10 protein-coding genes are annotated in these 11,283 nt (G+C 32.3%); 8 read left to right on the top strand and 2 right to left on the bottom strand.

Going from position 1 to position 11,283, the window contains the following annotated elements:
• The 3 genes from CHB81_RS25050 to CHB81_RS25040 all read left to right on the top strand — a co-directional run.
• Positions 1-282, top strand: a 282-nt coding sequence (locus CHB81_RS25050; protein WP_141130458.1) for an IS3 family transposase, incomplete at its 5' end; no start/stop codon positions are given.
• Between the two features lie 89 nt (positions 283-371).
• Positions 372-761, top strand: coding sequence for a DoxX family protein (locus CHB81_RS25045; RefSeq protein WP_089354548.1), 390 nt, complete (start codon positions 372-374; stop codon positions 759-761).
• An 88-nt stretch (positions 762-849) separates the two neighbouring features.
• Complete coding sequence (locus tag CHB81_RS25040; RefSeq protein ID WP_089354547.1) at positions 850-1,578, top strand: DUF3667 domain-containing protein; 729 nt, start codon at positions 850-852, stop codon at positions 1,576-1,578.
• A gap of 303 nt (positions 1,579-1,881) precedes the next feature.
• On the opposite strand, the gene ccsA is transcribed toward CHB81_RS25040, so the two are convergent.
• Positions 1,882-5,100, bottom strand: a complete 3,219-nt coding sequence (gene ccsA / locus CHB81_RS25035; protein ID WP_089354546.1) for a cytochrome c biogenesis protein CcsA — start codon at positions 5,098-5,100, stop codon at positions 1,882-1,884.
• Positions 5,101-5,412: 312 nt separating this feature from the next.
• Between ccsA and CHB81_RS25030 the strand changes: the two genes are divergently transcribed.
• Positions 5,413-7,101: a glycoside hydrolase family 28 protein gene (locus tag CHB81_RS25030; protein WP_089354545.1), complete on the top strand. Its 1,689-nt coding sequence runs from the start codon at positions 5,413-5,415 to the stop codon at positions 7,099-7,101.
• Positions 7,102-7,153: 52 nt separating this feature from the next.
• On the opposite strand, the gene CHB81_RS26995 is transcribed toward CHB81_RS25030, so the two are convergent.
• Positions 7,154-8,128, bottom strand: coding sequence for a hypothetical protein (locus CHB81_RS26995; protein WP_176427580.1), 975 nt, complete (start codon positions 8,126-8,128; stop codon positions 7,154-7,156).
• A gap of 180 nt (positions 8,129-8,308) precedes the next feature.
• On the opposite strand from CHB81_RS26995, the gene CHB81_RS25020 reads away from it, so the two are divergent.
• The 4 genes from CHB81_RS25020 (at position 8,309) to CHB81_RS25005 (ending at position 11,273) form a co-directional block, all read left to right on the top strand.
• Positions 8,309-9,070, top strand: coding sequence for a Rossmann-like and DUF2520 domain-containing protein (locus CHB81_RS25020; RefSeq protein ID WP_089354544.1), 762 nt, complete (start codon positions 8,309-8,311; stop codon positions 9,068-9,070).
• Positions 9,054-9,581 carry an HAD family hydrolase gene (locus tag CHB81_RS25015; RefSeq protein WP_089354543.1) on the top strand — a complete coding sequence of 176 codons (528 nt, stop codon included), beginning with the start codon at positions 9,054-9,056 and terminating at the stop codon, positions 9,579-9,581. The genes CHB81_RS25020 and CHB81_RS25015 overlap by 17 nt, the downstream gene beginning before the upstream one ends.
• A 188-nt stretch (positions 9,582-9,769) precedes the next feature.
• Positions 9,770-10,696, top strand: coding sequence for a geranylgeranylglycerol-phosphate geranylgeranyltransferase (locus CHB81_RS25010; RefSeq protein ID WP_089354542.1), 927 nt, complete (start codon positions 9,770-9,772; stop codon positions 10,694-10,696).
• Positions 10,689-11,273, top strand: coding sequence for a Maf-like protein (locus tag CHB81_RS25005; protein WP_089354541.1), 585 nt, complete (start codon positions 10,689-10,691; stop codon positions 11,271-11,273). Before CHB81_RS25010 ends, CHB81_RS25005 begins: the two co-directional genes overlap by 8 nt.
• Positions 11,274-11,283 lie beyond the last annotated feature (10 nt).

The raw sequence follows: 11,283 nt of genomic DNA, 5'->3' as shown, positions 1-11,283 counted from the left end.
CAAGGATGGCAGTATCAAATGAAACAATATCAATATTTATTAAGACAAAAAGGAATCAGACAAAGTATGTCAAGAAAAGGAAATTGTCTTGACAACGCTGTAATAGAAAATTTCTTCGGAATAATAAAATCAGAACTTTTTTATCTTAAGAAATACAGTTCAGTTAGTGAATTAAAACAAGAAATAATTGAATATATAAATTACTATAATAACGATAGAATAAAACTAAATCTAAAAGGAATGAGCCCGATACAATATCGAGCTCATTATTATCAAACTTAATTATAAATTCGTCTAAACTTTTGGGTGCAGTCTATTCTAATATGCGTTTTTTTATTATTTTTAATTCAACTAACATCAAGCTATTAATTATGAACGGAACTTTACTTTTGAGAATTGCAGTTGCCATTATCCTTTTAACTCATTCTATTTTTGGAATTTTTGATAACGGAATTAATGATTTTGGAAATTTATATCTCAACCAGATTGGTTTTGCTCCTTTTGGTGTTGTTATTGCCTGGAGTATAAAATTATCTCATATTATTGCAGCTGTGCTTTTAATCTGGAATAAATACATCAAATTAGCGGGATTTGTAACAATTTTTGTTTTGATTATGGGAATTATTCTTGTGCATTTTCAAGAAGGCTGGTTTGTTGTTGGCGGCGGACGCAATGGTGTTGAGTACAACTTTTTGCTAATTATTGTATTGTTAGCGATTATGTATCCTAACGGATTTAAAAAGAATACTATTGAAAATTAAACTTTATTGTTTTGGCCTTCAGATGTCATGAAAAACCAGAAAAGAAATTCTTATCATTGCAGAACTTGATTCTGAAAAATACCACAAAATGGAAATAATTTGTAAAAACTGTAGACATGTTTTTCAGGGCAACTATTGCAATAAATGCGGACAAACTGCTGAAACACACAAAATAAATGCACACTTTTTGTGGCACGATATTCAACACGGTTTATTTCATTTTGACGCTGGAATTCCTTATTCTATAAAACAATTATTTACCAGACCAGGACATTCTATAAGAGAGTTTATTGAAGGAAAACGTGTTAAGCATTTTAAACCTTTGTCATTAGTTGTTGTATTGGCAACGTTGTATGGTGTTTTATACCATTATTTTCACATTAATTTATTTTCAAATTCTGAAGAAACAGAGTTTGATATGAACGCATTTAACGAATGGATTGCGACGCATTTTTCGTGGACAACAATTGCAGCGATACCTTTTTATACTATTGGGACTTATATTGCCTTTAGAAAACAAGGTTATAATTTTGTGGAGTATTTTGTACTAAATACTTTTAAGGCTTCACAAAGGATTTTTGCACAGATTGTGATGTTTCCTATTCTCGTGTATTCCAATAGTACAGCGCATCTTCAGATGTTTTCGAATCTAACTTATGTTGTGGGAATGCTTTTAATATTTTGGACTAATATTCAATTCTTTAATAAGATCTCAAAAACGAAGGTATTCTTTCTTACGGTTTTAAGTCATATTATATTTTTGATCTGCTTCTTTTTAATTTTCTTTATAATTCTGGCTATAAAAGCGTTATTGTAAATTATTAAAAGTTTATTTCAGGTTTTCTTTGTTTCAGTTTTTTTGTTTCAGGTTTCAAGTTTCAGGTTTCAAGTTTTAGTATGTTGTTTGTTATGAAACTTCTTGTAGAAAACCATGCCTTAGCCCTGATGGGAACGGCATCCTTTTTCTTGCTTCTTTAGCAAGGAAAAGATATAGTGGACAGCAGGAAACAGCTCCTGATTATTATCCTAAGTTTATACAAATATCTATTTACTTCATAAAAAAAGGTTCAACTTATCGTTGAACCTTTTTTGTGAATTAATAATTACTTCTAATTATCGATTATTTGATCTTTTTAACCTTTTTGGTTTTATAATATTTGTGGTATTTAGGGTATGTTAATGCTCCAATTACCGAAATTGTTCCTAATGAATAATAAACCCAGCTTAATGAATGTGCTTCTCCGCTTGCGTAAGAATGCAGTCCAACTAAGTGGAAGTTTACTCCGTAATATGTAAACAAAATGGATACAAAGGCATACATAGTCATTAAATTGAAGAACCATTTTCCTCTTAATGACGGAACAAAACGAGCGTGAATTACAAACGCATAAATCATAATCGAGATTAGAGCCCAAGTTTCTTTTGGATCCCATCCCCAGTAACGACCCCAGCTTTCGTTGGCCCATTGTCCTCCTAAGAAGTTACCAATAGTTAACATGATTAAACCAATTGTGATTGACATTTCGTTGATATAAGTGATCTCTTTAATGTTTAGCTCCATTTTGGTCTTGTTTTTCTCATTGGTAAAGAAAATCAATACCAGCGACACAAAACCTAAAATCATTCCAAGCGCAGTAGGCCCGTAACTTGCCACAATAACCGCAACGTGAATCATTAACCAATACGAATTCAAAACGGGTTGTAAATTTGCAATTTCAGGATCTATCCAGTTGGCGTTTGATGCCATGAAAATCATCGCTGTCACAAATGCTGCAGATGCTACTGTAAGTTTTGATTTGCGATCAAAAGCCAATCCAAAGAACATTGTTGACCACGCTACATATACAATTGCTTCGTAAGCGTTACTCCAAGGTGCGTGACCTGAAATGTACCAACGTCCAATTAATGCTAGGGTATGAAGTGCAAATATTAAGCCTATCAATATATGGAAACCATTTACAGTGATTCGTAACCATTTTTTATCAAAAAAGATACTGAAAAGTGTAAAAATCAACATAAAGATTCCTGAAAGAGAATACCAGTAAAACATTTTTGGTAAAATATTATAGGTATTATAGGCAATCTCAAGATCAATTTTTTGCTCACTTGGACGTACTTTACTTCCAAATTTCTTCTGGAAACCGTTGATACTTTCTACTAATTGATCTGCAGTTTTAAAATCTTTAGAAATAGCACCATTGTTTAAAGCGCTAAAATATAAAGGCAGAATTTGTTTTACATAAGTAGAATCCATTCCTTTTAATCCTGCGTTATCTAACTCTAGATAAGAAATCCATTTGTTGTTTGGATCATTTGGGATTGGGAATATTCTCAAAATGCTTCCGCTTAATGCAGATTCCATTAAGTTTACTTTTTTATCTGCTTCGATAAAATCTTTCTCAAAACTATTTGGATTTCCAGCTTTGTAAGCAGCATCTAGGTAAGGTGCAAGTTTATAATTTCCGTTTTCATCAAAGAACTTTACAAAAGGTGCTAATTTCATTCCCTTTTCAATCCCAATAATTTTACGAATACTATCATCTTTTGTGTTAAGGTAAATAATTGGAACCTGTATCCAAACCTGAGCATATTGTGTCATAGACAAAAATACCTGATCAGAATTCATTCCGTTATAAGTATCACTCTGACTTACTTTGCGAAGCAATTCAGACGAAAAAGTATTAATTGGCTTCATTCTACCTCCTGCATCCTGAATAATCAAACGTCCAAATTTGGCAGCGTGTGCTTCCGGAGCTTTATAAATAGACAATAACGAGTCTAATTGTTTCTTGCTTGGAGGAGCAGTTACGTGATTGGCGTGATCTTTAGGATCTGCTGTATGATTGTGATCGTGACCTGGTGTATGAACGTGTGGCGCCTGAGCAAATCCGCTCAAACCAATCATTAAAACCAAAATGGTAATTAATTTTTCTTTCTTCTTTTTCACAACTTCCAGTTTGCGTTTTAAATCTGCAAAACGAGAATGTTTTGTAAACATGATTGCCATTAATCCAAAAAACAACATAAAATAACCTAAATAAGTAATTGATGTCCCCCACCAATCGTGATTTACAGATAATACTGTTCCTTTTTCGTCCGGATCAAATGATGATTGAAAAAATCTGTATCCTTTGTAGTCTAATACGTGGTTCATGTAAATACGGGCATCAAAAGTCTCTGTAGAATCCTGAACGGTTACTTGACTTTCAAAAGACGAATAACTTTTTTCTGTTCCTGGATATTTACTTGCAATAAAATCATTCAATTTAATTTTGAAAGGTGTGATATAGGCTTTACTTCCGTAGAATAAACTATATTCTATTTTACCAATTTTAACGGTCTGAGGCTCGCCTACGCTTCCTTTAGATCCTAAAAGTCTAACTTCTTTTTCTTGTCCTTCAGCTTTAACTTTTACAATTAAGGCATCGTGATGAGATTTTGCTTTATAATCGTTATTTGATTCATAATCAACAATTCCTCTTACTGCCGGATCTGGAAATACAATTCTGATATCGCCAATACTGTATAATGAACGCATCATAAGTGGCTGCACGTTATCTTTAGTTACACTTCCTTTTAGTTTATCTGCCATTCGCATAAACTCTCCTTCAAAAGGAGTTTGAATCGTATATTTATCGCCTGTTGTGTTGATGTTAATCGCACCGGCTGTTTGTTTATTCAAAGCAAATAAAACATTATGAATGTTTTGAACTTCACCTTCTTTCAGGAAATGTTCTTCACGTCCTCCCGCCCCTGCTTCAACTAATTTTAAGTATAAAGCTCCTTTTGGATCTGGTTTAATCGTCTCTTTTGCTCCCATTATATAATTAACGTAAGTCACTTCAAAAGGAGTTTCGTCAAATTTGCCTGAAAGCGTAAAATCGTTATTGGTTACTGGCGAAAACAATAAGTTTTTCTCAAAAACTCTACGTTTCATTTCACCTTTGTATTCTCCGTCTGCAAAAACAGTTAAGAATGTTTTGTCTGAAAAAATTTGATTTTCGGTAGCACCTTCACGAATTGGCATCATGCCTTCGTAGCTGATATAACGTGTAATGAAAGCTCCTAAAAGAATAAAAATAAAAGCAATATGAAGCAATAAAGTTGCCCATTTTTCTTTTTTAAGTAATTGATAGCGTTTAATATTTCCGAAGAAATTTATCATAAAAAAGACCATAATCGCCTCAAACCACCAAGTATTGTAAATTAAAATTCGGGCTGTATCTGTGTTGTATTTACTTTCGATAAAAGTTCCAACACCCATTGCGATTGCAAATGTTAAAAAAAGAACGGCCATTAATCGTGTAGAAAACAAAAAAGAGAATATTTTTTTATCCATTTTTAGGGAATTACATTGTATAAAAGTGCCACAAAAGTACTTAAAAATGTTGAGTTCCAATATTTGTCATTTGTTAATAAAAACTAAAAAGCGAATGGTTTCGTGGCTTAAATTCTTGTAATGACAAGAATATATTTACAAATAAAATTGAATTGCGTGATCTTTTTGTTTTTCAATATAATTTTATATGTTTGTGTAATCGATTACAATATCAATTTGCGGTGTTTACAGCTTTGTTATTGAATTGTTAATACAAATTAAAGCTATAATTTAGGCAAAAGACATAATTAACAAAACCAAAGAACTAAAATAATGAGTGTAAAAAACAATTTGCTAAACCTATTAAACATTGTTCTGACAGCTTTAATAATAAACTGTTCAGGTGTTTTAATAGCTCAAAATTCTAAAGATAATTATCAGGGTATTGAGTTTAAAATGGCGAAAGTAAAAGAACCGGTTATTCCCAAAAATGTAGTAAATCTAAAAGATTTTGGTGCTGTAAATGGTGGTTATGTCCTAAATACAAAGGCTTTCGCCGATGCTATAGATGCGCTTACCAAAAAAGGCGGTGGAAAAGTAATTATCCCTCCGGGAATCTGGCTTACAGGTCCAATTATCTTAAAAAGCAACATCGAATTGCATGCTGAAACCGGCGCTTTAATTAAATTTTCTACAGATAAAATTTTATATCCTATTATCGAAACCAGTTTCGAAGGCTTGAATACATGGAGATGCATCTCTCCTATTTATGGTAAAAATCTGGAAAACATTGCTTTTACCGGAAATGGTGTTTGGGACGGTTCCGGTGAAGCCTGGAGGCAAGTTAAAAAAAGCAAATTGACAGAGGAACAATGGAAAAAGTTTGTGGCTTCTGGCGGAGTTCTTAATGAGAAAAAAGATTCTTGGTACCCATCAGAGCAATATTTAAAAGGTTCAAAAGGCGCAGATCAGAATATTCGATTGGATCTAAAAACCAAGGAAGATTTTGAAGCTATTCATGACTTTCTACGTCCAGTATTGGTAAGTATTCAAAATAGTAAAAGAGTCTTATTTGACGGTCCGGTATTTCAAAATTCGCCTGCATGGAATATTCACCCTTTGATGGTTGAAGATTTAATTGTTCGAAACGTAACCGTTAGAAATCCTTGGTATTCTCAAAACGGCGATGGTCTGGATGTAGAATCCTGCAAAAATGTAATTATCGAAAACTCCAGTTTTGATGTAGGTGACGATGCTATTTGCATTAAATCAGGTAAAGATAAAGATGGCCGTGATCGTGCCGTTCCCTGCGAAAATATCATTGTGCGAAATAATATTGTTTATCATGGACATGGTGGCGTAACGGTTGGAAGTGAAATGTCAGGTGGCGTAAAAAACCTTCACGTTTCTAATTGTACTTTTATGGGAACTGATGTTGGTTTACGCTTTAAAAGCACTCGTGGACGTGGCGGAATTGTAGAAAACATCTACATCTCGGATATATTCATGACTGATATTCCATCGCAGGCAATTTCTTTTGATCTTTATTATGGTGGAAAATCCATTGCTGAAGCTTTAGCCGAAGGAGGAAATAAAATTAATACTCAAATACTTCCTGTAAACGAAGAAACGCCACAGTTCAGGAATATTTTGATAAAAAACATTACTATTAAAGGAGCGTATCAGGCTGTTTTTCTACAAGGCTTGCCTGAAATGAATCTTAAAAACATCGAAATCTCCAATTTAATTGCAAAAACAGAAAATGGTTTTTCTATTATCGATGCTGACGGAATCAAAATCAGTAATGTAAAACTGGACATCGAAAAACCAACTGTTTTTGAGATCTATAACGGAAAAAATATGTCGTTTAAAAACATAGAATTTACTTCCACTTCTGATAAAGCGATTTCTGTTAACGGAGAGTTTTCTAAAAATATTCAATTTACATCGTCTCCAAAATTAGATTTTTCTAAAATTACTACGATCAATGAAATTGTACCAAAAGATGCTGTGAAATTCTAAAGGAATAAAAAGAAACCCGCTATAAGTGATATGGCGGATTTCTTTTTTGATTTTATTTAGAAACTAAAGTCTTTTTAAGATCTTTTATTTCTTCATTTTGCTTTTTATTTTCTTCTTTTAAAAATTCAATGCTCTTATTCTGATTGATCATATAAAGCGTCAACTCTTCAATTTTCTGTAAAAGCTTAGCGTTCATTTCACCTAAATTAATCCCGTTTTTCAGAACTTCTTCTTCACTTGGAATGTTTTCTAAATGTCCTTTTTCATTAATATGTTTTTCTACCTCTGCGAGTGTTGGTAAATAATATTCTTTTTTAAAGACAAAATCTGACCAGCCAAGCATATCAACTTTTACTTCTTGTGAATGAATTGTGCCGTTTACGTCTAGTTTATTTTTAGGATTTAATGTCCCAATACCTACATTCCCATTCATAATAAGTCTAATATAAGCATCATTACTTGCAGCACCTGGAACTTTTAAATCCGTAAAATCTCCTGATTGTGAATTCCAGCTTGTTTGAATAATTGATTTATTAGCCCAAGTTGAATTGCCAATAGACAATAAAATTCCATGATTAGAACCAATCGAAAGTTTAGAAGTAAGGTCTGAAGTTCCAATACCAACATTTCCATTTATAACTTGATTTCCTGTAAAAGTATTTATACCTCGCGTAGCTAATTCAACCCATGCCGTATTTACTGCTGATAAATCTCCTCCAACTATCTTTCTAAAAAACAGTCGATCATTTACGGCAAATGATGAAGCTATTTGTAATTGGTAATTATTACTTGTTTGTTTGTGTCTCATAGTAAATAAATGCTGCCATGGATTGCCTACATCTGGAGTTATACCAGCAGTAGGTCCTATAAAACCAGTAAAACTGCCATTATAACCATTGTAAATACCTGATTTAAGTGGCACTGAAAAGTCATTTATGACATCTGATGGAAATCCTTCTCCTATCTGTTGTGAAAAGGATGTTATGGAAAAAAGCAATATTGGAAGTACCAGAAATTTATTTTTCATTTTTTTTATTAATTAGATTATTTTGTTGGGCAAAAATAGGTCAAAACAACACATTTCTTAATATTTATTTACAAGTATTTATCTTACTTATTTATAGTAATTAAAACAAACAATTTTAAAATTCATCAGTCATCATTTAAAAGCATTATTCTTTAAAAAAAATAATGCTAATTTTGCGCTATGACTCGAATAACGATAATTGGTTCCGGAAATGTTGCGCAACATTTGATAAAAGCTTTCACCAAAAGTGAACTTATTGAAATTGTACAGGTTTTTTCGAGAAAAAAAGAGGCTTTAACTTCCCTAATCAGTTTTGATAAAATTGTAAATGATTTTAACGAATTAATTGAAGTCGATTTATACATTATCGCCGTTTCTGACAAAGCAATTTCGGAAGTTTCTAAGCAATTGCCTTTTCAAAACCGAATTGTGGTACATACTTCGGGAGCTGCATCACTTGATGTTTTAGACCCCAAAAACAGAAAAGGTGTTTTTTATCCACTTCAAACATTTTCTAAAAAGAAAGAAATTGATTTTTCAACCGTTCCGATGTGTTTGGAAGCGGAGAATACTTTTGATTTCAGGATTTTAGAATCTGTTGCCAAAAGTATTTCGAATGCAGTTTTTCCAATTAATTCAGTTCAAAGGAAAGCCTTACATGTTTCGGCTGTTTTTGTGAACAATTTCACGAATCATTTATACCAAATTGGTCAGGAAATTTGTGATGAACATCAGGTTCCATTTGAAGTTTTGAAGCCTTTAATTCAGGAAACTGCCGAAAAAATAAAAACTCTTGATCCAATTGATGCACAAACCGGACCTGCTAAACGCAATGATACCGTCACAATTGAGTCACATTTGGAGTATTTAAACAATGAAAATCAAAAGAATATATATAAACTACTAACTCAATCTATACAAGATAATGGCAAAAAGTTATAAAGAAATAATGAATGATATTACAACATTTGTTTTTGATGTTGATGGCGTACTAACAGACAGTTCGGTTTTTGTAACCAATGAAGGGGAAATTCTTCGTACGATGAATATTCGTGATGGTTACGCAATGAAAGCAGCTGTAGAAAGCGGCTATAATGTTTGCATTATTTCTGGCGGAAGCAACGAAGGCGTTCGCATAAGACTTCATAATTTAGGAATTAAGGATATTCATTTAGGAACTCCTGATAAAGTTAAAACTTTTAAAGAATACACTGATCTTTATAATATAAATCCCGAGGAAGTGTTATATATGGGTGACGATATTCCTGATTTTCATGTTATGAAATTAGTAGGATTACCAACTTGTCCTCAAGATTCAAGCCCTGAAATTAAAAATATTTGTCGTTACATTTCGCACGTAAAAGGCGGAAAAGGTGCTGCACGCGATGTTATCGAGCAAGTAATGAAGGTGCAAGGAAAATGGATGGAACATTTTAGTGGAAAACACGATTAGATAATTGTGAATTGTTAATTATTAATTGTTAATGATTTGTCGTTACACTTAAAATGATTGTAAACTTTTGATTGTAAACTTTAGTCTATAGACTTTTGACTACTTTGCGACTAACTTTGTCAAAGATTTACAAAAACAAGAAAAAAACCTTTGAACCTTTGCCCCTAAGAACCTCAGAACCTTAAAAAATGATATTCCTCAAACTTATTCGTTATAAAAATTTACTGATGCTTGCTTTTATGCAGGTTTTGTTTCGTTATGCCTTTTTAAAACAGCAAAATATTCCTTTGGCACTATCTGATCTTCAATATGGATTATTAGTTTTAAGTACTGTTTTATTGGCTGCGGCGGGTTATGTGATAAATAATATATACGATGTTGCAACGGATACAATCAATAAACCAAACGACGTTGTAATTGGAAAAGGAATTTCCGAAACTTTAGCATACAACATTTATATTGGACTTAATATTACAGGTGTTGCCATTGGTTTTTATTTATCTAATGTTATTTTAAGACCGGGTTTTGCAACTATTTTCATTCTGATAGCATCGATGCTTTATTTTTATTCTACAACATTAAAACAAATTATGATTGTGGGTAATATTGTTGTGGCCTTAACATTAGCTCTAAGTGTTATTATTATTGGAGTTTTTGATATATTTCCGGCTACAAATTCTGAAAACCAAGCACAAATGGCAAGCTTATTTTCGATCTTAATGGATTATGCTTTGTTTGCTTTTATGATTAATTTTATTCGCGAAATTGTTAAAGATATCGAAGATGTAAATGGTGATTATAATCAAGGAATGAATACTTTACCAATTGCAATTGGTGTAAGCCGTACTGCAAAAATAGCTTTAGGATTTGCTATTATTCCGTTTATCTTATGCTTGCTTTATATCAATACTTACTTTCTTAAAAATAACCTTATTTTTGTTACGCTATATGCTTTTGCCTTTGTTCTGGCTCCGTTATTGTACTTTATTGTTAAGATATTTGATGCAAAAACACCAAAGGAATTTCATCATTTGAGTACTGTTTTAAAAATGATTTTATTTTTCGGAATTCTATCAATTCTGGTTATCACCTTAAATATTCGTTATAATGCTTAAAGAAAGACTAAAAAAATACACCATAATTCTGGCGTCAGGATCACCAAGAAGACAACAATTCTTTAAGGACTTAAATCTGGATTTTGAAATTAGATTAAAAGATGTAGAAGAAATATATCCACCTGAATTAAAAGCAGTAGAAATTACAGATTATCTGGCTGAATTAAAAGCAAGTGCGTTTGAAGGGGAATTAAAAGAAAACGAAATTCTGGTTACCAGCGATACGATTGTCTGGCATGAGGATAAAGCATTAGGAAAACCAAAAAATGCCGAAGAAGCTTATGAAATGATCAAATCAATGTCGAATAAAACGCATGATGTGATTACTTCGGTTTGCTTTAAAACGAGCTCCTCTTCTACTCTTTTGCATGATATTACCAAAGTTACTTTCAATGATTTATCAGACGAAGCAATTTTATATTATATCGAAAACTACAAACCTTATGATAAAGCTGGTGCTTATGGAATTCAGGAATGGTTTGGTTTCATGGCAGTTGCAAAAGTTGAAGGTTCTTATACCAATGTTATGGGACTACCAACCGCTAAAGTTTACGAATATTTGAGTACTTTAGTGTAAAAATTTTATT

Source organism: Flavobacterium sp. ov086, assembly GCF_900187965.1.
Lineage (GTDB): Bacteria > Bacteroidota > Bacteroidia > Flavobacteriales > Flavobacteriaceae > Flavobacterium.
Note: the sequence above shows the minus strand (reverse complement) of the source record. Positions and strands in the feature narration are given on the sequence as shown.

Coding starts and splice junctions, on each gene's coding strand:
- CHB81_RS25040 (WP_089354547.1), top strand. CDS start 850: ATGGAAATAATTTGTAAAAACTGTAGACATGTTTTTCAGGGCAACTAT.
- CHB81_RS25030 (WP_089354545.1), top strand. CDS start 5,413: ATGAGTGTAAAAAACAATTTGCTAAACCTATTAAACATTGTTCTGACA.
- CHB81_RS25005 (WP_089354541.1), top strand. CDS start 10,689: ATGCTTAAAGAAAGACTAAAAAAATACACCATAATTCTGGCGTCAGGA.
- CHB81_RS25015 (WP_089354543.1), top strand. CDS start 9,054: ATGGCAAAAAGTTATAAAGAAATAATGAATGATATTACAACATTTGTT.
- ccsA (WP_089354546.1), bottom strand. CDS start 5,100: ATGGATAAAAAAATATTCTCTTTTTTGTTTTCTACACGATTAATGGCC.
- CHB81_RS25020 (WP_089354544.1), top strand. CDS start 8,309: ATGACTCGAATAACGATAATTGGTTCCGGAAATGTTGCGCAACATTTG.
- CHB81_RS26995 (WP_176427580.1), bottom strand. CDS start 8,128: ATGAAAAATAAATTTCTGGTACTTCCAATATTGCTTTTTTCCATAACA.
- CHB81_RS25045 (WP_089354548.1), top strand. CDS start 372: ATGAACGGAACTTTACTTTTGAGAATTGCAGTTGCCATTATCCTTTTA.
- CHB81_RS25010 (WP_089354542.1), top strand. CDS start 9,770: ATGATATTCCTCAAACTTATTCGTTATAAAAATTTACTGATGCTTGCT.